Source organism: Acinetobacter sp. 12966 (genome assembly GCF_031196995.1).
Taxonomy (GTDB): domain Bacteria; phylum Pseudomonadota; class Gammaproteobacteria; order Pseudomonadales; family Moraxellaceae; genus Acinetobacter; species Acinetobacter geminorum.
This window is the reverse complement of the sequence record NZ_JAVIMC010000030.1, coordinates 1-23,910: the sequence shown is the minus strand read 5'-3', so window position 1 is coordinate 23,910 and position 23,910 is coordinate 1. Positions and strand designations below refer to the sequence as shown.

Here is a 23,910-nt window from a genome sequence, read left to right as displayed (position 1 = left end):
TATAAACGATGAAACTACTTCAAATTGACACAAGTATTTTAGGTGAGCAGTCTGTTAGCCGCCAACTCACCTCATCTGTTGTTGGAAAGCTCAGCACAGCTTATCCAAATGCAGAAATTATTCATCACGATTTTGCTTTAGAACCAATTCCTCATTTGTCTGATGCTGAGTTTTTGGCATGGCAAGGAATTGAACCTAATAATGAAACAGCGCAGCAACGTGTTGCACAAAACACCCAATATTTGGATGAGTTCTTATCGTCAGATATCGTTGTAATTGGCGCACCTATGTATAATTTTAGTTTTCCATCACAGTTAAAAGCGTGGCTTGACCGCTTATCTGTTGCTGGGAAAACATTCCGTTATACGGAAAACGGGCCTCAAGGTTTGGTAGAAGGTAAACGTGTCATTATTGCTTCTTCGCGTGGTGGTGTGTATTCAGAAGGTTCACCAGCCGAAGTTTTAGACTATCAAGAAACTTATATCAAAGCGTTTTTCAATTTTATTGGTGTTACTGATATTACTTTTGTGCGTGCGGAAGGGATCGCTTTCGGCCCAGAAGCACGTCAAGCTGCCTTAGATAATGCAGCTGCGCAAATCGCACAGTTAGCAGGTTAATATATAAATAGCCGAACAGTAATATGACTGTCCGGCCTTAAAGAGATTTTGATTTTAAGGAGTCAATTAAATCAGCAAATAACTAAAAGAAAGATAGCCAATTTAACCTCAAGCCAATCCATCAATCATTTGAGTAGGTGAAAGCCATCAAAAAAATTGATTCATACGAATCAAGAACACTGAAAACTACTAATTTTTAGTTAATTGAATAAGTTAGATGTACCGTATATCAATAACATATAGAATAAAAATGAATTTCTTATTGTTTTAAAAAGATATTCTTCTAAAAAATCTTTAGAAGAATATCTATCTGGCGTTCTTTAATGATCATGTTCCAAATAATCTGGTTTTTTGGGAAGCGCGAGGCTACATAAGAAACAGATAATGAGCATGACAATGACATAAATAAAGAAGGTGTTTTCAATTCCAGCAGCTTTGAACTGCAAGGCAACTGAAGGCGCGGAACCACCAAACAGCGCATTACCTACCGCATATGAAAATCCTACGCCTAAAGCTCGTACATGAGGTGGGAACATTTCAGCTTTGACCAGACCACTAATAGAAGTATAGAAGCTGAGTATCATCATCATAAAAATAAGCAGTAAAGCGATAATGATCGGTGAGTCAATATAGTGACGCATTCCGATTACCATGACTGGATAGATAAAAATCGCAGACAATAAGCTAAATGCCAACATTGAAGAGCGTCGCCCAATACGGTCCGAAATTGCACCAAATACAGGTTGAGCACACATATAGACAAATAGAGCGAAGGTCATGATATAACCAACGGTTTTTCCATCCATCCCTAAATTGGTTAAATAGGTTTTTGAATAAACAGTCTCTACATAAAACGTTAATGAACCAGCAGAAGTATATCCAACCACTAATAAAAAGGTTTTCCAATGTTTCTTAAAGAGTTCTCTTAAGCTACCAGACTCTTTTCGTTCGCTGTCTTGATGAGAAAGCGTTTCTTCTAAGCGACTACGTGCAAGCAAAGAAAAAATTGCTGCAATACCGCCAATAACAAACGGAATACGCCATCCACCATCATGTAATTGTTGTTCACTTAAGAACGTTAATAAAATTACACCAAGTAAGCTTGCGAGTAATTGACCACCAGAGAGTGTGACGTATTGAAAAGATGCATAAAAACCACGTTGACCTTTTAAGCCTAATTCACTCATATAGGTTGCTACAGCGCCATATTCACCACCAACCGATAAGCCTTGAAGTAACCGCACTACCAATAAAAGGAAAGGGGCAAATAAGCCAACTTGGTCATAAGTAGGTAGGGCTGCAAATAGAAAAGAACTCAAAGCCATCAGACAAATTGAGATGACCATCGACTTTTTTCGACCATGCCGGTCTGCAATTCGTCCAAATACCCAACTACCAATAGGACGCATAAAAAAGCTTGCAGCAAACACACCCCAAACATAAATAGACTTGGTCGTACTATCCATATCAGGTGCTGTTAGCGCTTGAGTAAAGTAGGCAGCAAATACTGCATAGATGTAAAAGTCGAACCATTCAACTAAATTACCAGAGGCTGCGCCTACAATTCCACGTATTCTGCTACGTTTTTCTTCCTGAGTGTATGTCATATTTCTTCCATCATTTTGCAGACAAAAATGAGGAATTTATAGATATGCTGGATAGAAAATGAATGAAACTTTAAATATCACTCGATCCTGAGCACTTCCTTAAATTCCTAACCATTCATTTTTTCTAATTTTAAAATTCGATTCTAGAGAGATTACGTCCTTTTGTTCGATTTAAAGAGATTTTCCCCAATGATCGAACACTTCCTTTCGTTTAACTTCATAATTAATTGTATTGAAAACCAATCAGCTAATTTAACAACGGTATTTTTTTATTTTATTTCTCCTTTTAAGTTCCATTTTGAGCTTAAGTTTATTTTGAATATTTGGTAATACTTAAAAAGTTATAGTGTCAATTCCTAATAAAATAAATGAAATTTATATAATGATAAGTTCATAAAAGTTGTATCACATTCATTTAATCGAAAAAGTACAGAATGTGTTGTTTCTCAATATATGTAGCTGTATTCTTGCGTGGCTAAAAATAGACTCCGCACTCATTTCTAGCGCTTTAGAATTATGCACGGTATGGCAGGTAGTTATTCAATGGAAAGACGTTCGTTAAATCTTCACTTCATGACATGCTCTAAAACAGCATTGGCTTCATCTATTGCACTCATAACATCTGTCGTCTATGCAAATGAAGTGGAGGTTTCGCAGCTCCCAACCATTACTGTGAATGCTACACAAAATAGTGATGCGTTATATACATCTAAAAAAGTGAGTTTATCTGGTTTTCAAACTGGTGATATAAAGAAAGTTCCTGCATCTATTACCACCATTACAACTGAGCGCATAGCAGACCAACACGCAAAAACGTTAACTGATGTTATTAAAAATGATTCATCGTTAGGCGATGGCTACGCTCCTATTGGCTATTATCCAAACTTTGTAGCACGTGGTTTTGCGCTTGACTTAGGTTCGAGTTATCTCATTAACGGCCATACCATACGTGGCGAGCAAAATGTGGCTCTAGAAAATAAAGAACAAGTTGAAATCTTAAAAGGCATTTCTGCAATTCAAAGTGGAATGTCGACACCAGGCGGTGTTGTTAACTATGTCACCAAAAGACCAGCCGATGTTAAAAACATTACTGTAGATGCAAATTCAGAAGGCGGCTATACACTGGCAACAGATGTTGGCGGCTTTGTTAATGATAGTTTTGGTTATCGAATCAATTTAGCCCATGAAAGCATCCATCCAAATGTTGATCACGCAAATGGTAAACGAGAGTTTGGTTCAGTTGCTTTAGACTGGAAAATTAATAAGCGTTCTAAATTATTGTTTGATATTGAAGCTCAGCATCAAAGTCAACGTTCAGTACCAGGTTATCAACTGCTTGATGGACAAGAAGTACCAACAAATGTAGATCAAGACCGTTTATTGGGTTACCAGTCTTGGAGTAAACCTGTTGTAAATAACAGTGTAAATGCGAGTTTGAAATATCAATATGCATTTAACGAGCAATGGAATGGTAGCTTAAGTGCGTCTCAAAGCCGTGTTGTGATTGATGATTATATTGTGTTTCCTTATGGAAGTTATTATTCATCGGGTAATCCACTTGCAGTATTTGACAAAGATGGAAACTATGATCTTTATGACTATCGTAGCCCAGATGACACACGTATAACTAATCAGTTTTCTGCTGGGTTAGAGGGTCAATTCAATACTGGCAATATTCAGCATCAGGTAGCTTTTGAATTGCAAAATACACGTAAAAACCTGAAGCGTTATGATCCGAGTAATCAACTTATTGAGAATGAAATTGGCAATATTTATACTGATTCATCAGATTTTAAAATGCCACCAGAAAAATTAGGCAATCGCTTTAAAGCTCTAGAAAGCGATCAGACTGCTTTTACCATATCTGACCGAGTTCAGTTTAACGATCAATGGTCAACTTTATTGGGTGGAAAACTTATTCATCTTGACGAACAAGCCTATAAGCCAGATGGCCATCAAAGCCGAGACACAGATTTAAATAAGTTCTTACCACAATTAGCGCTTATGTATAGCCCAACTGCTAAGACTAATCTTTATGCTTCATATGCCAAAGGATTATCGGATGGTGGTGAAGCACCTTGGTATACAAACAATGTCATGTATGGCACTGGTCCCCAGATATTATCACCTAGAAATTCTGAACAATATGAAATTGGTGTTAAGCAACAAATACGAAACTTCTTATTAACAGCAGCTATTTTTGATTTAAAACAAGACAATCAATATAGCAAAGTAAATGCTGATGGAACTTTCGATTTTATTGAACAAGGTGAACAGCACAATCAAGGTATTGAATTAGGTTTAACTGGTGCATTAACCGATACAGTTGACGTAAGCTCTGGCATTACCTATACCAAATCTCGTCTAGTTGATATTGATAGTGATAGCTACAAAGATCATCAAACTCAAAATGTACCGAAAATACGCGCAACTGCACAGTTATCTTATAAAGTACCTTCAGTTGAAGGATTAAGATTGCTCAGTGGCATGCAATACAGTAGCAGTAAATATGCAAACAAAGAGGGAACTGTAAAAGTAGGCGGTTACAGCGTTTTTAATGTTGGTGCTGCCTATAAAACAAATTTTGCTGGGCATGACACAACTTTTAGATTCAATATTGACAACTTATTTAATAAGAAATATTGGCGTGATGTAGGCGCATTTATGGGTGATGACTATCTATTCTTAGGTAATCCACGTACAGCTCAGCTCTCTACAACTTTTAGTTTTTAAAAGTTATAGAGCAAATAAAAAAGGAGCTTTTCAAAGCTCCTTTTTTATTTCAGGAATTAAGCCGACATTTTTGGTTTAACCATATTATTAATCGACAAGATATCATCAAGCACTTGTGCCGATAATAAACCTTCATTTTGAACTAAAGCCAATACGCTTTGTCCAGTTTCGTTTGCAGTTTTAGCAATACGAGTTGTAGTTTCATAACCTAGATATGGGTTAAGTGCAGTCACGATACCAATCGAGTTTTCAACCAAAGCTTTACAATGCTCAGGGTTCGCCGTAATTGTATCAATACACTTACTTTGGAACATTGCCATTGCCTTACCAAGCAAATCCATAGATTCAAACAGTTTGAATGCAATAAGTGGTTCCATTGCATTTAACTGTAATTGGCCAGCTTCAGCAGCTAAAGTTACAGCTAAGTCATTTGCAATGATTTGGAAACAAGCAAGGTTCATCGCTTCAGGAATAACTGGGTTTACTTTACCCGGCATGATCGAGCTACCCGGTTGACGTGCTTCTAAGTTAATTTCATTAATGCCAGTACGTGGACCACTTGAAAGTAAACGTAAGTCATTGGCAATTTTTGAAAGTTTAGTTGCAGTACGTTTTAATAAACCAGATAAAAGAACAAAGTCACCCATATCTGAAGTTGCTTCGATTAGATCAGGAGCAGACTTAATTTTCTTACTAGAAATTTTTGCAAGTGCTTGAATAGCGAGTTCACGGTAACTATATTCAGTGGTTATTCCCGTACCAATCGCGGTACCACCAAGGTTCATATAAGCTAGAACATTTGGAATAAGCGTATTAATTTGTTCAAGATCTTTTTGTAGAGTTACTGCAAAAGCACCAAACTCTTGACCTAATGTCATAGGAACCGCATCTTGTAACTGCGTACGGCCCATTTTTAGGATGTGAGCAAATTCTTGAGATTTATTGCGGAAACTTAAGATTAAATTGTTAAAAGGAAGATTTAGTTCATCTAAGCTTAATAACAAACCTAAGCGAATCGCAGTAGGGTACACGTCATTTGTTGACTGTGACATGTTAATGTCGTTATTTGGATGTAGATATTGATATTGACCTTTAGAATGTCCCATATATTCTAAAGCAACATTCGCCAATACTTCATTTGCATTCATATTGGTTGAAGTACCAGCACCGCCTTGCATCATATCAATCGGGAACTGGTCATGAAAATTACCGCGAATTAGCTGATTACAGCTGTATTCAATTGCTTCAAATTTAGTCTGATCTAAGCTTTTGAGATTATAGTTCGCTTCAGCGCAAGCAAGCTTTACCATTGCTAAAGCTTTAATAAGGTGAGGGAAATTTCCGACCTTGCTTTGAGTTAAATTAAAGTTTTCTAGAGCACGTAATGTTTGAACTCCGTAGTAGTCGTTATTATTGATCTCTCTATAACCAATAAGATCCTTCTCAATACGGGTGGTAATTTCAGCGTTCATCATTAAACTTCGAATTAGTAAAGAAGATAATTCATATTAGATTTCGAAATGCTTCACTTCTAATGCATTTATCAAGTTAATTATGCATTTTTTGCATATCAAATTTTTAATGTTATAGAGAACTAACGAGGAGATTTAACTTACATCTCCTAATTTAACTTAAATTTTATTATTTAAATTAATATCTTAATATTAAGATAGGGTTAATTAAAAAAATTGCTTGATACAGTGAAATGTCATCTAATTTTTGAGAAGAAACCTATTACAAAATTTAAGACTGATTAATTTAAGTGAAATATCAACTTAATTATCTTTATTATTAGCTTTTAAAGTGTAGCTTATCTAACAAATTTACATAAAAATGTGATGCATTTCACATAAAAACCACTATAATATGAAAAAATTTTAGTTTTAAGTTTATGTTAAAAGTCACAGCCGCATTAATTATCTTGGGAAGTTTTACATACTATGTACTTTTCCATGGTGAAGAGAAAAGTGAGTCTAAAACTTCTCGTCTGCTTAAAGAAGCAGAGCAATCTATCGCTTCTGCTGAAACTTCTGTAAATAAGGCCAATAGTATTGTACCCATATCTTATAAGTAGCTACAGCTCTTAGGTTAATCTTTTATATCTTTCAACAAAATATTGTTTTACTTAGACTTTTTTAAGTTTAGGTAAAAGACTGTATGTATAGAGACAAAATTCATGAGAATGAAGTTTATCGCCTATGATCCCAATTCTGGGGAAAAATTAAACTTAAAAGAGCATATTCACCACATGGATAAATACACTACTTATATCTTTTTTAGTGATGAAAAAGACAATATGGTGTTCAATCCACAGAAAAAGCAAGTTTTTGAAATTACTCAATATACTTCTAATATGATGGTTGAAATTTCAAGAAAGCTATATTACCTCATTGGTGAATATTAGAAATTCATATGTATTCAGTCTTAGGTTAAATACTTTAGTAGAATAGTCAGGTTTTTTGGGTTGAGCTATACTGCAAGCATATCTTCTGATTTAAATGAATTTATTAGGTCAGAGAGCTTAAGTCCTGAAATAGACAAGATATTAATTTTTCTGTTTTACAGTCCGTATTCTTCCCCAAGGTGCGGACTTTTTTTATTAAAAATAAAACTTGAGTAAATCTTGTGATTATTTCTGTTTTTTATTAAGGGGAAATTGGTTATTTACTTAAGTTATATTAACCTTACTATTTGATTTAAAATAATTTTTAGAACAATAATTTTATATTTGTTTGAGTTATTGAGTTAAATCAAAGTCTTTTATTCTCTTACGCTCGTTTCTATGTCAGAATTATTCAATACTTATTTTTATTGTTTGGCTTTGCCAATCCTCCATCGCATTTTTGCAGGTACTCCCATGTTTTATAATTTTTATTCATCGATTCAGCTATTTATTCAGCTTCCCAACCAGACAAATTAAGGACATAAATATAAAAAGGGAATGCATAAAATGAACTTAGAAGTACGTTGGGTAGAAGACCTTTTAACACTAGAACGTGAGCGTTCTATTTCAAAAGCAGCCGAAAAACGATTTATTAGTCAATCTGCGTTTACGCGTAGAATTCAGCAAATAGAAGAGATGATTGGAGCTGAAGTTATTATTCGAAATAATAAAAATAATATTGAATTTACTGACATTGGGCGAATTATGCTGGTGATGTCTAAAAATATTGAGAAGCAGGTAGAAGAAACAGCCAAGCTGATTAAAAATATCAAAAATGAAACCGAATCTACGATTCGTTTCTGTGTTGTTCATTCATTAGCATCGGGTTTTTTGACCACTTTTTTAAAAAAATTCCCAACATTTATGCGTGATTTAAAAATCGAAATTGTCGCAACGAATAGTGGAGAAGGCTTATCTCTTTTAAAAGAAGGAGCCTGCGATTTTATGATTTGTTATGCAGATCGATCTAATATTAATCGAGTTGGTGATGATATTTTAAGTGGTATCAAGATCGCCGAAACAGAAATTGTTCCTGTGTCAGCTACCGAGGCTGACCATACGCCTAAGCATACAATTCAGAGTAACTTTTCATTACTTGCTTATAGTAAACATGCTTATTTACGCAAATTGGTCGATCAATTGATTGAAGGTAAACTGATCTATAAAACCTTATATGAAACTGACAACGCCACCAACTTGAAAGAGCTTGTATTACAAGGTTTAGGTGTGGCATGGATTCCAAAAATTAATGTAGAGGAAGATCTCGCTACCGAAAAATTGGTTATGTTGGACCATAACGAATATTGTCTGCCACAGGATATTTATATTTTTAAAAATAATTTGAGTGATAACAAATCAGTTCAGCAAATCTGGAAGGGCTTCCAAACTCAGCATGATTAAAATTTATAATGATATGTGATGTCTTCAAGATATTTACATACAAAGTAATCAATTAAATAACTCGTACCTTTGTCTTTGTGATGAAAGGCTTTATAAAGCATTGCTCATGGTCTAGATTCTTTGTTAATTTAGACCATATATCAATAATTCAGAAATTTAGTAGGCATTTTTATATATGCTGTACCTGATTTTATTCCTTTTGAATGGATTATTTGATCCAGACGGAGACAATTTTGTTTGATCTAGATAGTAGATTACTAAATATTTTTTATCATATTTATCGGTTTAAAAGTGTTTCAATGGCTGCTGATGCGATTGGCCTTACACAACCGAGCGTTAGTAATGGACTGAACAAAATCCGTCAGCATTTTAATGATCCACTTTTTATTCGTGTTGGGAATGAAATGATTCCAACTGAATTAGCAAAGGAGATTTTTCCACTCATTAGTGAAGTTATTGATAAAGTAGAAAGCATTAATAACTTTAGTGTGAACTTTGATCCGCTAACTTCAGATCAGCTTTTTACAATTGCGATGACAGATGTATCTCATCTGGTTTTATTACCGCAATTAACAAACTATTTAAAAGAGAAAGCCCCTTTAATTCGCTTGAATATTAGGCCGATTACGCCAGAAACTAGCTATCAAATGGCAAATGGTGAGATTGATCTTGCAATTGGCTTTTTACCGCAGTTAGAAGAAGGCTTTTATCAACAAAAGTTTTTTAAACAACATTATGTTGTGATTAGCTCTAAGAGCCATCCTCGTTTAGACCCAAATAATTTTACTTTAGATGATTATATGCGCGAGTATCATATCGATATTGATGCGGGAATCGGGCACTACCATATTAAAAATGAATTACAGAACAAAGGATTGGATCGAAATATTTTAATTCGATTACCGAGCTATCTTGGAGTGGGATTAGTCGTTCAAGAAACAGATGCGATCGCAACCGTGCCTTATTATTTAAGCCAAGTCTTATTGGTGAGAGAAAATTTACAGATTTTACCAGCACCTCTAGACTTCCCAACTTATGATGTTAAACAACATTGGCATATGTCTTGCCATCATAAAAGTAGCCATAAATGGTTCCGTCAAACCTGTTATGAACTTTTTAAAGTTTAAAAAAAGAAGGGGTAAGAAAAATTCTTACACCTTCTGCGTGGTTTGATTTTTAGACTTCAATTGCGACAGCTGTAGCTTCACCACCACCGATACATAATGCAGCAACACCTTTCTTTTTACCAAGGCGTTTTAAAGCATAGATAAGAGAAAGAATAATTCTTGAGCCAGTTGCGCCAATTGGATGGCCTAAAGCACAAGCACCGCCATGTACATTTACTTTTGCTTCATCAATGCCGAGTTCATGAATCGGTGCCATTGCTACCATTGCAAAAGCTTCATTAATTTCCCAAGCATCTACTTCATCAACAGACCAGCCAGCGCGCTCAAGTACTTTCTGAATTGCACTAATCGGAGCAATGGTAAATTCGCTTGGATGTTGTGAGTGAGTAGAAGTTGCAACAATTTTTGCCAAAGTATTTAAACCATGACTTTGAGCATATTCTTCAGTGGTGAGTACTAACGCAGCAGCACCATCAGAAATTGAGCTTGAGTTTGCAGCTGTAATTGTACCGTCCTTGCTAAAAGCAGGACGTAAAGTCGGAATTTTCTCAAGATTTGCTTTTAATGGTTGCTCATCTTGATCGATAACTTCGACACCCTTACGTGTTTTGACTTCAACAGGAACAATTTCTTCTTTGAAGTAACCTTCGGTAATGGCAGTTTGCGCTTTTTTAAGTGAAGAAATCGCAAAGTTATCCATTTGCTCACGGGTAAAGCCTTTGGTATTTGCCATGTCTTGAGCAAAAGAACCCATTAAACGGCCTGTTTCTGCATCTTCAAGGCCATCTAAAAACATATGGTCCTTAATCTCACCGTGACCCATACGGTAACCACCACGAGCTTTGGGTAAAATATAAGGCGCATTGGTCATAGATTCCATACCACCAGCCACAATAATATTGGCACTGCCTGCTTTTAGAGTATCTGATGCCATTAACACCGCTTTCATGGCAGAGCCACAAAGTTTATTAATGGTGACAGCGCCGACATGATCAGGTACACCAGCTTTACGCATCGCCTGACGAGCAGGACCTTGGCCAATACCCGCACTTAATACGCAACCAAAAATAACTTCATCTACTTGTTCAGGTTTAACACCTGCACGTTGGATCGATTCACGGATAACAGCAGCGCCAAGTTCTGGTGCAGTTAAAGCCGATAGGCTGCCTTGAAAACCGCCCATTGCAGTACGGCTACCTGAAACTATAACAATTGAACTCATCTTAATATCTCTTATTAATGTATTTGCTAAATTTGCCTTTAGCCGAAACTAAAGGCGCCGGTAAATTAAAAAGTAGGTGGGGTATAGCTAAGCGTTCTTCCAAAGAACCATAATAAAAATAAAACTAACGGAAAATGCACAACGAGTTGAGTGACTGTAAAACCAATCACATCTTTTGCTTTTAGTTTTAGAATGCCTAACATTGGAAGCATAAAGAATGGATTAATTAAGTTCGGTAAAGCTTCGGCTGCATTATAAATTTGTACAGACCAGCCTAAATGAACTTTCAAATCATTGGCTGCTTGCATAACATATGGGGCTTCAATAATCCATTTTCCACCACCAGACGGTACAAAGAACCCAAGAATCGCAGAGTAAATCCCCATCACGATTGCAAAGGTTTCTTTTGAAGCGATTGAAACGAAAAACTCAGCTATATAATGCGACAGCGATAAATCTTGACTGTTTAAAGCTTGCGTCATAATAAAAGCGATGCTTCCATAAAGTGGAAACTGAATTAAGATTCCTGATACAGCTGGAACTGCCTTTGAAACAGCATTTAAGAAGTTTCTTGGTGTTCCATGCAAGGCTAACCCAAGCATTAAAAACACAAAGTTGTATGTGTTTAAACTTGAAATAGCAATGATTGGATTGCTTTTTGAAAATTCAAAAAACATCCAGATTAAGCCTAATACGACCACAATAATCGTTAAGATAGGCGAGTTTTCTAACCAATCACCCGGACGCGTCGATTTTTCCTCATGTGGTTTGTCTTCTTCAAATTGAACATCAAAACTATCAATTGTTTTAACATTATTGCCTTTTGGAGCTGACCAGTAAGCGATTGCGATAGATACAATGACCAAAATAATGGTCATCGCAATTGATTGCCAAAGGAAAATCGTTTCGGTAAATGGAATAACCCCTGTTAGGTTATAAATTGACTCAGGTAAACTGGTTTTATTCGCTTGAAGCTGTGCTGCCGAAGAGCTAATTCCAAGTGCCCAAGTTGCTCCCATACCAATAATTGCCGCCGCCGCTGCTGCACGGTAATCCATGTTCAGCTCTTTACGTTTTGCTAATGCAATCACTAAAAGTGCAGTAAGAATCGTACTTACTGCCCAATTGACTAATGAAATTAACAAGCTGACAGTTGCAACTAAAACAATAGCACCACGTCCAGAATTTGGAATACGTGCCATTTTTTGGATTAGGAATTTTACGGGCTTAGATACAGAAACGACATAACCCACAATAATGAGCATCGTCATTTGCAGGGTAAAGGGAATAAGACTCCAGAAACCGTTACCGAAGGAAGTCGCGACATCGTGAATAGGTGCACCAATACCTAAAGAGGCAACTGACACGATAATGACGCCAAGTAATGCAAAAATATATGAATCAGGAAACCATTTTTCAGACCAGTCACTAATCCGAAGGGCAAATCTTTCAAAAATTCCTTGTTGTTTTTCCATAGCTGAAAAAATCCTTCTCGTTCTTATTTATAAACAGCACATCCGGTGCTTAAAAGGGCTAAGACTTAAGCTAACTTTGTAACTTAAGTCTTATCTGGCTAACTAAAAATTAGAATTTACGCAACTAAGGTTTTATAAAACTCGACACCTGTAGCAGCTTGAATCTGTTCAAGCGTGACATCTTTAGCAAGTTCAATGAGCTCTACACCTTGAGGTGTAATGTCCATTACGCCTAAGTCAGTAATGACGCGGTGAACCACACCTTTACCTGTTAAAGGTAGGCTACAGTTTTTCACGATCTTTGGCGTACCATCTTTTGCACAGTGTTCCATAAGCACTACAACTTTTTGGACACCAACAACCAAGTCCATTGCACCGCCCATACCTTTGACTTTCTTACCCGGAATCATCCAGTTCGCTAAGTCACCATTTTCGGAAACTTCCATTGCGCCTAAAATTGCAATGTTGACATGGCCACCGCGAATCATGGCAAAAGATTCTGAACTTGAGAAAAAAGCAGCACCAGGGCGAGCTGTAACAGTTTGTTTACCGGCGTTAATTAAATCGGCATCGACAGTTTCTTCTGTCGGAAATTCACCAATACCTAATAGGCCATTCTCAGATTGAAGCCAAACATTAATATTTTCAGGAATATAATTAGCAACGAGGGTAGGTAAGCCAATACCTAAATTGACATAAAAACCGTCTTCAAGTTCTTTTGCAGCACGTTGTGCCATTTCATTACGTGACCAAGCCATTTTATACTGCCTCCGTGCTTAAAGTTTTATGCTCAATACGTTTTTCAGGTGACGCATTAAGTACAATGCGGTTTACATAGATACCCGCTAAATGGATCTCATCTGGATCTAATTCACCAATTTCAACAACCTGTTCAACTTCGGCGATTGTAATTTTGCCAGCCATCGCACATTCAGGGTTAAAATTCTGAGCAGTTTTACGGAATACTAAGTTACCGGCCTTGTCTGCCTTATAGGCCTTAACAAGAGCTACATCTGCTGTTAAAGATTCTTCTAAAATGTAGTTTTTGCCATTAAAGGTACGTTCTTCCTTACCATCAGCAATGAGTGTACCTACGCCAGTTTGTGTGTAGAATGCTGGAATTCCAGCACCTCCAGCACGTAACTTTTCTGCTAAGGTGCCTTGTGGGGTTAGTTCAACTTCTAATTCACCATTTAAATATTGGCGCTCGAACTCTTTGTTTTCACCAACATAAGAAGAGATCATTTTTTTGATCTGTTTGGTTTGAAGCAATATACCTAAACCAAAATCATCTACACCAGCGTTATTTGAAATACATGTGAGACCAGTCACACCACTTTGTTTAACTGCAACAATCAGGTTTTCTGGGATTCCACATAGACCAAAACCGCCTACGGCAAGTGTTTGATTATCTGCAATAACGTCTTTTATTGCTGCCTCTGCATTGGCATAAACTTTATTCATTCTATTGTTATCCTATATCCCTTAGTAATCTTAGTTTTAGCATCACATTTTGCGTTATAGAAGTTAATTTTTTTAAAGGATTAATGAGTATATTCAATGAATGCTATCAAATTAACAACAAAAAATTAGATGTATAGAATGCTAAAATCTTCATGAATTTGCATTAATGTATTGAAAGTTATAATAATTAATAAACTTGGTTTAAGCGTATGCTTAGCACATCCTAAAATGCAGTCTTTAATTTTTTAAAATTTATATTGCACCAAAGCCTCAATAAATTGAGTCGAAATATTTGAAATTTCAAAATTCTTTTTATAAACAATTCCCACAGTTTTATGAATAGCTTCATCCTTTAATTCAATGAGGACGTTATGTTCTTTATCAATGTGTTTAGCAAAATGCCTTGGAATCGCACTTACCCCAATTCCATAAGCAACGAAACTTGAGAGTGATGAAATTTGATGACATTCAACTTTTAAATCGAGCGTTATATTATTTCGCAAACAATTTTGTTCAACTAAATATCGAACAATTGAAGGTTTTTGCAAGGTCACGAATGGGTTTGAACAAAGCTCCGACCATGTAATAGAAGGTGATTGAGCAAGTGGGTGAGTCTTAGGTAATAGAGCTAAGAAATCTTCTTCAAACAAAGGTCTAAATTCTAAGCCTTCGGTGAGATCAGGTTCAAAGCAGATACCAAGCTCGAAAATACCATCTTGTACTTTTTCTATAATGTTCTCGTTGGGAATATCGTGAATTGAAAAGTTAAGATTGGGATGAAGTTCTAAGAATTGATGAATCACCTCAGGCAAAATTGCATGAGTCACAAAGGGCATTGAAGCAATACTTAATGTTCCTCGATTGAGTTTAAAGCGTTGTTTAACGTCATTCTCCATTTCATCCCAATTGGCAAGTAACTTTTTAGCATAGGGAATGAGAGATTTGCCTTCCTGTGTAAGCTCAACTCGGCGTGTATTACGATTAAATAATTTTCCGCCTAATTCTTCTTCTAGGCTTTTGATAGTGAGGCTTAAAGCAGACTGGCTTAGATGTAACTCTAAGGAAGCATTGGCATAGTTGAGGGTACGCGCAAGAGCTAAAAAAGCTTTTAATTGTTTAAGCGTCATTTCTTTCCTTTGGATTGCCCAACTCATCTAGAAGGGTAATTTATACGAAAATTTGTCTAATATGATGTTTTTTGAAAAAAATTAAGAAAAAGAAATAAAGAGCAATAAGATGAGCTACTTCAGTAAATTTTCCCAACAGAACTCATCTGTGTTATTAGCAAAATATAGAGCCATTCCAACTAAATGAAAAAATAAATGACCTAACCAGATTGCTTGAGGAGCAACTTTTAAGCCTTAATGAGTGAACGGCACTTTTATAATTTAGTTAGTAAGTATCAAAAGAATATATTAATTTTTACTATTTTGAGATAAGGCTTTATAAAAATCATATGAAAGGTTTGAACATGTCATTGCCATTGGTTTTTGATTCATTTGAGTAAGGCCTAAATTGAATATTTTTTACTATCAATTAAACTATCATTTTGTATATAAATTACTGTAATTAGATGGCTACAACTACACATAGTTCAATATATATTTCACGTCCAAGTAATTACGAGGGAGATGGAACTGACGATAAAGAAGAATTTATTGAGACATGCAATATCCATTTTAAAGATATGTTTAAAGATCAAAAATCAATCTCCACACTGTCTGAAATTGAAAAAAAATACTTTGAAAAGTGTGTTTCAGCTTCAAATGATAAATATGCTGCTGAGGAAGTTATTTATGATATTGGAGTTGGTTTTGCGGTACTAATTGTTTTGCTGGGTATAGGCTGGGGATTCTATGAGGCAAAAAAATCTTTAAATACCCCAATGATAATTAATCCCAAGGAAAACACTGAGAATGATACCAATGGAGACCATATCACTAACGGAGTCATCATAGTCCTTTTTTCCGTAATTATTGCTGCATTTATTTATCTAATTTTTAGTTTTGTTTCCGGAATATGGATATCAATTAAATATTAAATTTTTCAGAGATATATGTGGGCTGGAAAAGGATAAGCCGATTAGTTCTAGTCTTGGTGTGGCAAAATAAGTAGAAGATGAAGATAAGGTAAAGAAAATCACTATGGAGGTCGTGCAATCTTTTGTGGTCTCTATTGTAGGTATTGATGCATATCAAACATCTCATATTGGTTCAATCAGTTCTAGTGTGTATGGAGTAGGGTGCTATATGAACTGATAGTTTTTTATTTTCTGAACTGTTAAGTTTTAGTCATAATTAAAAGGAGTAATTTCATGAAAAAGATAATTTCATTAAGCTTAATTTTTTCATTAAGTGGATGTGTAACCCCAACAACTCAAATCATTAATAATAAATTTAGTGAAGTACAACCATCAATACCTTCGGTATCAGGTATATGGACGTTTTCGATCGACCCTAACATATCAACAATAAGACTTGACTCAGACGGTAATGGAATACTTTGTGAAGATACTAGCGGTCATATTGTATTAAACAAAGTTAAGTATGCAAATAATATGATTTACATTCAAAATGGTATGGTTCTAGAAGTTAGGTTACTTAACAAAGATATACTCGAAGCGAGAACAATTTTAAGTGCCTCCACTTCAAATATGATCTACGAAGCCGATGATGACTTAAAGGCAGCTTCATTAAAGTGTGTCAAAGAGTTATAGAGGCCTCTTTGTTATTAGCTATCATAGGCTTTTCCATGCAAGATAACATTAATAGTCATTAAACAAGCTAAGAGTTGTATTTTCATATAAGCTTTTTTCTTTACTTTTAATAAACCAAACGCCGTTTTTGAGTAAAGATGAGACTATTAAAAAACACGACTCTATATTCCTGTTCTAATCTTTTGATGATTAAGCTTCAAATTGATTTATTCAAATAAAGATAGAAAATTATCTGCGTAATATTTCAAAAGAATAAGATGAATTATATTTATCAAATTATTTTAAAAAATATATTATTTAATTGTCTTTATTAAATAATGTAGAGATATTAATTTAATTTACTCAATAATTAATAAGTTTTATTAAAAAGTAATGGCTTTTAAAATGCTGGTATTCTACCATTTAAATAATATAAGTCATTGTATTTTATTGTTATTTTAAAATTTAAATAAATTACATTGTTTTTAAATATTTTAGTGATATTTTATTTTTAAGCTCATTTACCTATTACCAATCATAGATGTTGTGATTTTTATCATTATAGGTTTGGGATAACCTAAATATCTTTTGGTAATTTTATTGAACCTAATATCTATTCTTTAGGGAGAAAGAATATATGTGGGAATTATTTGTAATTCTACTTTCACTTGGGCTGTTAATGTATACAGCTTACAAGGGCTTTTCTGTCATTCTCATGGCACCCATTTGTGCCTTACTTGCTGTTTTACTCATTAACCCAGCCAATGTCTTACCGTTTTATTCGGGTGTATTTATGCCCAAAATGGTGAACTTTATTAAAGATTACTTTCTTGTGTTTTTGCTCGGGGCAATTTTCGGTAAAGTTGTTGAAATGTCAGGAATTGCTGAGTCTATTGCACGAACCATTGTGAGATGGATTGGAGCAAAAAAAGCAATTTTAACCGTTGTATTGTTAGGTGCAATTTTAACATATAGCGGTGTAAGTTTATTTGTTGCTGTATTTGCCATTTATCCTTTTGCTAACCAGCTTTTTAGACAAGCAAACATTCCCAAACGCTTAATTCCGGGAACCATCGCGCTCGGTGCATTTACATTTACCATGGATGCTTTGCCGGGTACGCCACAAATACAGAACGTAATTCCAACTACATTCTTTGGCACCAATATTTATGCCGCACCCTTTCTAGGAATTATCGGTGCAATTTTTGTTCTATGCATGGGTTTGGCTTACTTGGAATGGCGTCGCCGTGCAGCTGTAAAAGCTGGTGAGGGATACTCTGGTTTTGGTATAGATAATACGCCGTCTCAAGAGATTGAAGCCGATATGAACTTGCAAAATAATGGAAGTACGGCTCGTCAGTTTTTAGCATTTGTACCCCTCATTCTTGTTGCTGTAATGAACAAATATTTGTCTAAAGCAATCAAAGAGTGGTATCCAAATGGCTTTGATTTTGCCGCAGTTGGTCTTGCTGATTACACCGTAGATGTTGCAAAAACTGGTGCAATCTGGGCGGTGGGCCTTGCGCTTATTGTCGGGATTATTTCTGCAATTTTATTTGATTATCAGCGTGTAGTGACGAACTTCAAAGAAGGCATTAATGCCAGTATTGGTGGTTCACTTTTAGCGGTGATGAATACAGCTTCTGAGTATGGTTTCGGTGCAATTATTGCGTCATTACCAGGCTTTGCCCTGATTAGCCATGCAATGAGCAGTACCTTTACAAATCCTTTAGTGAATGGGGCTGTGACCACAACCGTTTTAGCAGGTATTACCGGTTCCGCTTCTGGTGGTATGAGTATCGCTTTAAGTGCCATGGCTGAACAATATAACGCCGCGATTTTAGCCGCGGGTATTCCACCAGAAGTCATGCACCGTGTGGTTGCAATGGCATCGGGTGGTATGGATACCTTACCGCATAATGGTGCTGTTATCACTTTACTCGCTGTTACGGGTTTAACCCATAAACAGTCGTATAAAGATATTTTTGCAGTTACGGTAATTAAAACGGTAGCGGTATTTGTGGTGATTACGGTCTTTACCGTAACGGGTATTGTTTAAGTCAGCACGTTATAAGTATTAAGGAGTAAATAAATGACAAAACTTTTAGACGGTAAGGTCGCTTTTATTACAGGTTCTGCAAGTGGTATCGGTCTAGAGATTGCTAAGAAATTTGCTCAAGAAGGTGCCAAAGTTGTTATTTCTGATATGAATGCTGAAAAGTGTCAAGAAACGGCGAACTCACTTAAAGAGCAAGGTTTTGATGCATTATCTGCACCATGTGATGTGACCGATGAAGATGCTTATGAACAAGCCATTGAGCTCACTCAAAAGACCTTTGGTACAGTTGATATCTTAATTAATAATGCTGGTTTCCAGCATGTTGCGCCTATTGAAGAGTTTCCAACTGCTGTTTTTCAAAAGTTAGTTCAAGTCATGTTAACGGGGGCATTTATTGGAATTAAACATGTTCTTCCAATTATGAAAGCTCAAAAATATGGCCGTATTATTAATATGGCTTCAATTAATGGCTTGATTGGTTTCGCTGGAAAGGCAGGTTATAACAGTGCTAAACACGGCGTAATTGGCCTAACAAAAGTTGCAGCTTTGGAATGTGCACGTGATGGTATTACGGTAAATGCTTTATGTCCGGGGTATGTAGATACACCATTGGTCCGTGGTCAAATTGCAGATTTGGCTAAAACCCGTAATGTGAGTTTAGACAGCGCACTTGAAGATGTAATTTTGGCAATGGTTCCTCAAAAGCGTTTGCTATCTGTTGAAGAAATTGCTGACTATGCGATTTTCCTTGCGAGTAGCAAAGCAGGTGGGGTAACAGGCCAAGCTGTTGTTATGGATGGTGGTTACACCGCCCAATAATTTAAGTATTTTATAAAAGCCGCTTATTTAAAATAGGCGGTTTTTTTATTCGTTAAAAATTTACGATAGTCTCCTGTTCAAAATAATGATTTATCTCTACTCTATTTGCTTATAAAAAATCTAATAAAATAAATTCGTTAAGGTATGAAATTATACTTTAAAGGTATTTAACTTATTTCTATTTTTAAAATTTAATAGAGTATGAGAAAGTAATCTTTACTCTCTTTCTTGATTCGATATTTTTCAGGAAAACTCGTCAATTAAAGGATATTAATTGGCATACAAGTTGCTTTTTAAGCAATAAGTTATTTAGCTAGGTGAAAAGGATATGATATCACTCAGCCAACAGATGGAACTCAATCATTATTCACGCAAAGCTGAATTTGCGCAGAATTTGATGTCCACAATTTGTGGTGAACACCGTCTAGACACAATTTACAAAGACACTCTCGATTTTCACTATGACGGAATGCGTTTGCCTAATAAAAAAATGGCGATCGGTACAATCAGTTATGGTGCAAACGTTGCCATCAACATCTCAAATTTAAAAGCGTATAGCATTAGTTTACCTATACAAGGTCGACAAGCTCTTAATATTCGTGGCGCTCATTATCAATCTGATGAAAACAGGGGCCTTATTGTTTCTAATAACGATCAGCAAGATTTGATTATCGATAAAGATTGCAGAAAATTTCAGGTGGTTATTCCTGAGCGAAGTATGCAGATTGTTCTTGCAGATCTACTGAATAAACCTATAGAAGCTCCCATTATTTTTAATCCTGAAATGCACTTAGACTCTGAGCAACTTATTGGTGCGTGGTGGAAAAATATTCAGAATTTTTTACAGCTAAAATCGCAATATAGTAATTTTTATGGTTTGCAGATGTTATCTGAAGACTATGAAAATTTTGTAATTAAAGCGTTATTGTTGTCTCAAGAAAACAACTATTCTGAAGCTTTAAAGTCACTTTCACATCAGGATGAGCCTGCTTATATCCGTAAGGTTCGTAATTTTATTATTGAACATGCACATGAAGAAATCTGTGCAGAAGACTTGCAGCGTCTGGCTGGGGTTTCAAAATCAAAATTGTATGATGAATTTCAACAATACTATGGCACCAGCCCAATGTCGTATTTAAAAAAATATCGCCTCCAACAAATTTACAAAATCCTGAGCACAACAGGTGCAGATAGAAAGGTTTCTATTTCAAAGCTTGCCTATGACTGGGGCTTTAACCATTTAAGTCGTTTTTCTCAAGAATATCGTGAAGAGTTTGGTGAAAATCCAAGTGAGACCAAAGGCAAAATTTTCTGATATTTAATTTTCCCATTAAAAAAACTGATTTAGTTGCCTAAATCAGTTTTTTATTTATCGATTGATATTTATAGACTTTTTTCTAGCTTTAACACTTGTTTGTTTTTAGATTTCTCATAAATCACTTTCAGGCTAAGTGCAATAAATGAGATGAAGGTTGGTAGTGCGAGAATAAAGAAAATACCGCTTAAGCTTAAGTTAAAAGTGAAAATGAGCGAGCCAAAGAAAGCGCCTAAAATTGCACCGATACGACCAATACCATGCATCCATGAAACACCAACTGCACGACACACTGCTGGATAGAACATAGCTGCAAGTGGCAGTAATGAAGATTGAGCGCCTGCGAGTAATGCACCAATTAAGAAAATAGTAAGACCTAATAATAAAATATTTGAGCTTACTAGACCTGCAACAATGAATAGGCCGAAGGCAATCAGATATGAATATTTAATGACTGTGGTTGGATTCAGTTTATCCATATACCACCCCATAATGGTTGCGCCAATCACACCACCAAAAGGGAAAATCGCAGCAATTAAACTAAACTGTTGAGTACTAAAACCTGCTGTTTTTAAAATCGTTGGCATCCAGCTTGTTAAAAGATAGAACACCAAAAGACTGGTAAAGCAGCAAAGCCAAAGCATGCTTGAACCCCACAGATATTTTCCTAAAACCACTTTAACCGGATTTTCATCTGATGCAGTTTCAGCTTGAGTTATAACAAGTTTTACCGGCTCTTGAAAAGAATGACCTTGAATATTCTCTAATATACGCTGTGCTTTGTCTTGTTGATGACGTGTGATTAAGTATTGAGTTGATTCAGGTAATTTAAACAACAAAGCAACCACTAAAATTAGAGGAATGCTTCCGCCAACAATAATCACTTTTGCCCAGCCATAGCTTTCTAACAGATAAGCTGACAGGACACCGCCACAAGAAATACCCAGCATAAATCCACAGCCAGCAAGGCCTGTAAGGAATGCTTTACGTTTTACAGGCATATACTCAGAAACAATCGTACTGATGTTGGGCATGGCTGCGCCTAAACCAATACCTGTAATAAAGCGATAAATCATTAAGTCTTGAGTTGAATTAGCAAAGCCACACAAAATCGTAAATATGGAAAATAAAAGGCTTGTAACAACAATAACGCCTTTACGGCCAAACTTATCGGATAGAGGCCCAGAAATAATTGCACCAATCGACATACCAACTAAAGCAGCACTTAAAACTGGAGCAAGCTGAGGCTTGGTAATTCCCCAATCGTCGAGCAATGCTGGAGCAACAAAACCAATAATTCCTGTATCTAGACCATCACAGAAGAAGACAAAAAAGCCTAGGATAAAAACCATCCACTGTAATGGAGACAGTTTTTCGCGATTGATAATCGTGTTTGCATCTATCGTTTTCATATGTATTCCTTCTTAAAATTATTTAATTCCCTGAGTAATTCAATGTATTCGTTACAAAACCTGTATCTTTGATTGAACTATTTTTAGCCAGTCTTCACTATCCAATAAGTCCTAATCTTCATCCATATTTTCCAAATTAGATAAAAAGCAGTAATTTAATTTTTTAATTTAAGTTTTGAAATATAGATGTTTCTTTGTTTCTAATTTTTATCCAGTTTGATTGATTTTGATAATTGCGCAGAGATTGGATAATGATTGCAGCTTTTGGACAGTCTAAAAAAAATTTCAGATAGAAGATAAAGCCATAACAATGTCAGGAGTTGACAATATGGCTGGTCAAACCATTCAAATTAAAACTGCATCTGGAAAGCAGTTCAGTGCATATCTAGCGACGCCAGAAACAGGAAAAGGACCTGGAGTGGTGCTTTGTCAGGAAATCTTTGGGGTGAATGCAGCAATGCGGGAAAAGGCAGATTTTCTTGCAGAAGAAGGCTATACCGTTTTAGTACCTGATTTATTTTGGCGTGTAGCACCTAATATTGAACTGGGTTACACACCAGAAGATTTTCAAAAAGCTTTTGAACTTTATCAGCAATATGACGAAAACCTCGGTGTTGAAGATATTCAAGACAGCTTAGCTTTTTTAAAGACACGACCAGAATGTGATACCTCTACAGGTCTCGGCGTGGTGGGCTATTGTTTAGGTGGAAAGCTAGCTTACTTGGCAGGCTGTCGACTTTCTGAAGTAGCATGTGCCGTAGGTTATTACGGTGTAGGTATTGAAAAAGCCTTAGATGAGTTAGCTAACGTAAAAGGGCGTTTGGTTTTACATATTGCAGAACTGGACCAATTTACACCGCCAGATGCGAGACAAACGATTGTCGATGCAGCTAACCGATATTCAAATGTACAAGCTTATGTTTACGAAGGTGTTGATCATGCCTTTGCACGACCAAAAAGCAACCATTACCACAAACCTTCAGCACGCTTTGCTCACGAGCGTACAGTAACAGCACTACATGAAACGATTGGGCCGAAATATGACCTAGTGGCGCTATGGGAAGAGCATATTCGTCATGAGTTCGATACGCGTGATGTCCCAGCAACCATGGCAACAATGGTCGCAGAACCTTATGTCAACCATATTCCAACCTTAACTGGTGGTGTAGGCCAAAGCCAGCTTGCTCGTTTTTATCAATATCATTTTGTTCACCAAAACCCGAAAGATATGAAGATCACCTCGATCTCTCGTACGGTTGGCTCAACGCAAGTAGTAGACGAGTTCATTATGAGCTTTACCCACGACGCTGAAATTGACTGGTTATTACCGGGTGTAAAACCAACCGGTAAATACGTCGAGATTCCAATGTTAGGTGTGATCCAGTTTAGAGGGTCAAAGTTGTGCCATGAGCATATTTACTGGGACCAAGCGTCTGTACTTGTTCAAATTGGTTTATTAGACCCAACAGGCTTACCAGTTGCAGGTGTCGAGACAGCACGAAAACTTCTTGATGAAGATCT

The 23,910-nt window shown here is 36.0% G+C and carries 21 protein-coding genes and 1 pseudogene; 14 read left to right on the top strand and 8 right to left on the bottom strand.

The features are described from left to right. Positions 1-8: 8 nt before the first annotated feature. Complete coding sequence (locus RFW85_RS05780) at positions 9-617, top strand: FMN-dependent NADH-azoreductase (RefSeq protein WP_199976818.1); 609 nt, start codon at positions 9-11, stop codon at positions 615-617. A 320-nt stretch (positions 618-937) separates the two neighbouring features. Here the strand turns inward: RFW85_RS05780 and RFW85_RS05775 are convergent, their stop codons facing one another. Next, positions 938-2,224, bottom strand: a complete 1,287-nt coding sequence (locus tag RFW85_RS05775; RefSeq protein ID WP_309171239.1) for an MFS transporter — start codon at positions 2,222-2,224, stop codon at positions 938-940. Positions 2,225-2,740: 516 nt separating this feature from the next. Between RFW85_RS05775 and RFW85_RS05770 the strand changes: the two genes are divergently transcribed. After that, complete coding sequence (locus tag RFW85_RS05770; protein WP_309171238.1) at positions 2,741-4,957, top strand: TonB-dependent siderophore receptor; 2,217 nt, start codon at positions 2,741-2,743, stop codon at positions 4,955-4,957. A gap of 56 nt (positions 4,958-5,013) precedes the next feature. Here RFW85_RS05770 and RFW85_RS05765 read toward each other — a convergent pair whose 3' ends face one another. Further along, on the bottom strand, positions 5,014-6,432 hold the full coding sequence (locus RFW85_RS05765; RefSeq protein WP_170248550.1) for an aspartate ammonia-lyase: 1,419 nt from the start codon (positions 6,430-6,432) through the stop codon (positions 5,014-5,016). A 416-nt stretch (positions 6,433-6,848) separates the two neighbouring features. On the opposite strand from RFW85_RS05765, the gene RFW85_RS05760 reads away from it, so the two are divergent. The 4 genes from RFW85_RS05760 to RFW85_RS05745 all read left to right on the top strand — a co-directional run bounded on the left by RFW85_RS05760 (position 6,849) and on the right by RFW85_RS05745 (position 9,928). Then, entirely contained in the window at positions 6,849-7,031 is a 183-nt protein-coding gene (locus RFW85_RS05760; RefSeq protein ID WP_002113649.1) for a hypothetical protein, read from the top strand. A 108-nt stretch (positions 7,032-7,139) separates the two neighbouring features. Next, positions 7,140-7,361 carry a hypothetical protein gene (locus RFW85_RS05755; RefSeq protein WP_080649678.1) on the top strand — a complete coding sequence of 74 codons (222 nt, stop codon included), beginning with the start codon at positions 7,140-7,142 and terminating at the stop codon, positions 7,359-7,361. Between the two features lie 546 nt (positions 7,362-7,907). Then, positions 7,908-8,801: a LysR substrate-binding domain-containing protein gene (locus RFW85_RS05750; protein ID WP_170248551.1), complete on the top strand. Its 894-nt coding sequence runs from the start codon at positions 7,908-7,910 to the stop codon at positions 8,799-8,801. Positions 8,802-9,034: 233 nt separating this feature from the next. Further along, positions 9,035-9,928: a LysR family transcriptional regulator gene (locus RFW85_RS05745; RefSeq protein WP_003651675.1), complete on the top strand. Its 894-nt coding sequence runs from the start codon at positions 9,035-9,037 to the stop codon at positions 9,926-9,928. Positions 9,929-9,977: 49 nt separating this feature from the next. On the opposite strand, the gene RFW85_RS05740 is transcribed toward RFW85_RS05745, so the two are convergent. The 5 genes from RFW85_RS05740 to RFW85_RS05720 all read right to left on the bottom strand — a co-directional run bounded on the left by RFW85_RS05740 (position 9,978) and on the right by RFW85_RS05720 (position 15,216). Further along, positions 9,978-11,150 (bottom strand): thiolase family protein, encoded by a 1,173-nt coding sequence (locus RFW85_RS05740; RefSeq protein ID WP_170248552.1) that lies wholly within the window; start codon positions 11,148-11,150, stop codon positions 9,978-9,980. 65 nt (positions 11,151-11,215) lie between these two features. Further along, positions 11,216-12,625 (bottom strand): TIGR00366 family protein, encoded by a 1,410-nt coding sequence (locus RFW85_RS05735; protein ID WP_309171237.1) that lies wholly within the window; start codon positions 12,623-12,625, stop codon positions 11,216-11,218. 116 nt (positions 12,626-12,741) lie between these two features. Continuing rightward, entirely contained in the window at positions 12,742-13,383 is a 642-nt protein-coding gene (locus RFW85_RS05730) for a 3-oxoacid CoA-transferase subunit B (protein ID WP_014206696.1), read from the bottom strand. Between the two features lies 1 nt (position 13,384). Beyond that, a complete protein-coding gene (locus tag RFW85_RS05725; RefSeq protein ID WP_170248554.1) occupies positions 13,385-14,089 on the bottom strand; it encodes a CoA transferase subunit A in 705 nt (234 codons plus the stop codon). A gap of 245 nt (positions 14,090-14,334) precedes the next feature. Beyond that, complete coding sequence (locus tag RFW85_RS05720) at positions 14,335-15,216, bottom strand: LysR family transcriptional regulator (RefSeq protein WP_170248555.1); 882 nt, start codon at positions 15,214-15,216, stop codon at positions 14,335-14,337. Positions 15,217-15,776: 560 nt separating this feature from the next. Here RFW85_RS05720 and RFW85_RS05715 point away from each other — a divergent pair. The 7 genes and pseudogenes from RFW85_RS05715 (at position 15,777) to RFW85_RS05685 (ending at position 20,977) form a co-directional block, all read left to right on the top strand. Beyond that, positions 15,777-16,130 (top strand): hypothetical protein, encoded by a 354-nt coding sequence (locus RFW85_RS05715; protein ID WP_081037755.1) that lies wholly within the window; start codon positions 15,777-15,779, stop codon positions 16,128-16,130. A gap of 103 nt (positions 16,131-16,233) precedes the next feature. Next, positions 16,234-16,347, top strand: coding sequence for a hypothetical protein (locus RFW85_RS05710; RefSeq protein WP_170248556.1), 114 nt, complete (start codon positions 16,234-16,236; stop codon positions 16,345-16,347). 56 nt (positions 16,348-16,403) lie between these two features. Further along, positions 16,404-16,805: a J517_1871 family lipoprotein gene (locus RFW85_RS20045; protein WP_328704528.1), complete on the top strand. Its 402-nt coding sequence runs from the start codon at positions 16,404-16,406 to the stop codon at positions 16,803-16,805. A gap of 109 nt (positions 16,806-16,914) precedes the next feature. Further along, positions 16,915-17,023: pseudogene (locus RFW85_RS05700) on the top strand (hypothetical protein). Between the two features lie 398 nt (positions 17,024-17,421). Next, complete coding sequence (locus RFW85_RS05695; RefSeq protein WP_216076545.1) at positions 17,422-18,843, top strand: GntP family permease; 1,422 nt, start codon at positions 17,422-17,424, stop codon at positions 18,841-18,843. A 33-nt stretch (positions 18,844-18,876) separates the two neighbouring features. Then, positions 18,877-19,662 (top strand): 3-hydroxybutyrate dehydrogenase, encoded by a 786-nt coding sequence (locus tag RFW85_RS05690; protein ID WP_170248557.1) that lies wholly within the window; start codon positions 18,877-18,879, stop codon positions 19,660-19,662. Between the two features lie 328 nt (positions 19,663-19,990). After that, positions 19,991-20,977 carry an AraC family transcriptional regulator gene (locus RFW85_RS05685; protein ID WP_069036033.1) on the top strand — a complete coding sequence of 329 codons (987 nt, stop codon included), beginning with the start codon at positions 19,991-19,993 and terminating at the stop codon, positions 20,975-20,977. 68 nt (positions 20,978-21,045) lie between these two features. On the opposite strand, the gene RFW85_RS05680 is transcribed toward RFW85_RS05685, so the two are convergent. After that, complete coding sequence (locus tag RFW85_RS05680; RefSeq protein WP_170248559.1) at positions 21,046-22,389, bottom strand: MFS transporter; 1,344 nt, start codon at positions 22,387-22,389, stop codon at positions 21,046-21,048. A 328-nt stretch (positions 22,390-22,717) separates the two neighbouring features. On the opposite strand from RFW85_RS05680, the gene RFW85_RS05675 reads away from it, so the two are divergent. Further along, the coding region (locus RFW85_RS05675) for a dienelactone hydrolase family protein (protein ID WP_309171236.1) at positions 22,718-23,910 on the top strand (1,193 nt) is incomplete at its 3' end.

Excerpts from the sequence above, each read along its gene's own strand:
- RFW85_RS05780 (WP_199976818.1), top strand. The coding sequence starts at position 9 with ATGAAACTACTTCAAATTGACACAAGTATTTTAGGTGAGCAGTCTGTT.
- RFW85_RS05775 (WP_309171239.1), bottom strand. The coding sequence starts at position 2,224 with ATGACATACACTCAGGAAGAAAAACGTAGCAGAATACGTGGAATTGTA.
- RFW85_RS05770 (WP_309171238.1), top strand. The coding sequence starts at position 2,741 with ATGCACGGTATGGCAGGTAGTTATTCAATGGAAAGACGTTCGTTAAAT.
- RFW85_RS05765 (WP_170248550.1), bottom strand. The coding sequence starts at position 6,432 with ATGATGAACGCTGAAATTACCACCCGTATTGAGAAGGATCTTATTGGT.
- RFW85_RS05760 (WP_002113649.1), top strand. The coding sequence starts at position 6,849 with ATGTTAAAAGTCACAGCCGCATTAATTATCTTGGGAAGTTTTACATAC.
- RFW85_RS05755 (WP_080649678.1), top strand. The coding sequence starts at position 7,140 with ATGAAGTTTATCGCCTATGATCCCAATTCTGGGGAAAAATTAAACTTA.
- RFW85_RS05750 (WP_170248551.1), top strand. The coding sequence starts at position 7,908 with ATGAACTTAGAAGTACGTTGGGTAGAAGACCTTTTAACACTAGAACGT.
- RFW85_RS05740 (WP_170248552.1), bottom strand. The coding sequence starts at position 11,150 with ATGAGTTCAATTGTTATAGTTTCAGGTAGCCGTACTGCAATGGGCGGT.
- RFW85_RS05735 (WP_309171237.1), bottom strand. The coding sequence starts at position 12,625 with ATGGAAAAACAACAAGGAATTTTTGAAAGATTTGCCCTTCGGATTAGT.
- RFW85_RS05730 (WP_014206696.1), bottom strand. The coding sequence starts at position 13,383 with ATGGCTTGGTCACGTAATGAAATGGCACAACGTGCTGCAAAAGAACTT.
- RFW85_RS05725 (WP_170248554.1), bottom strand. The coding sequence starts at position 14,089 with ATGAATAAAGTTTATGCCAATGCAGAGGCAGCAATAAAAGACGTTATT.
- RFW85_RS05720 (WP_170248555.1), bottom strand. The coding sequence starts at position 15,216 with ATGACGCTTAAACAATTAAAAGCTTTTTTAGCTCTTGCGCGTACCCTC.
- RFW85_RS05715 (WP_081037755.1), top strand. The coding sequence starts at position 15,777 with ATGTTTAAAGATCAAAAATCAATCTCCACACTGTCTGAAATTGAAAAA.
- RFW85_RS05710 (WP_170248556.1), top strand. The coding sequence starts at position 16,234 with ATGGAGGTCGTGCAATCTTTTGTGGTCTCTATTGTAGGTATTGATGCA.
- RFW85_RS20045 (WP_328704528.1), top strand. The coding sequence starts at position 16,404 with ATGAAAAAGATAATTTCATTAAGCTTAATTTTTTCATTAAGTGGATGT.
- RFW85_RS05695 (WP_216076545.1), top strand. The coding sequence starts at position 17,422 with ATGTGGGAATTATTTGTAATTCTACTTTCACTTGGGCTGTTAATGTAT.
- RFW85_RS05690 (WP_170248557.1), top strand. The coding sequence starts at position 18,877 with ATGACAAAACTTTTAGACGGTAAGGTCGCTTTTATTACAGGTTCTGCA.
- RFW85_RS05685 (WP_069036033.1), top strand. The coding sequence starts at position 19,991 with ATGATATCACTCAGCCAACAGATGGAACTCAATCATTATTCACGCAAA.
- RFW85_RS05680 (WP_170248559.1), bottom strand. The coding sequence starts at position 22,389 with ATGAAAACGATAGATGCAAACACGATTATCAATCGCGAAAAACTGTCT.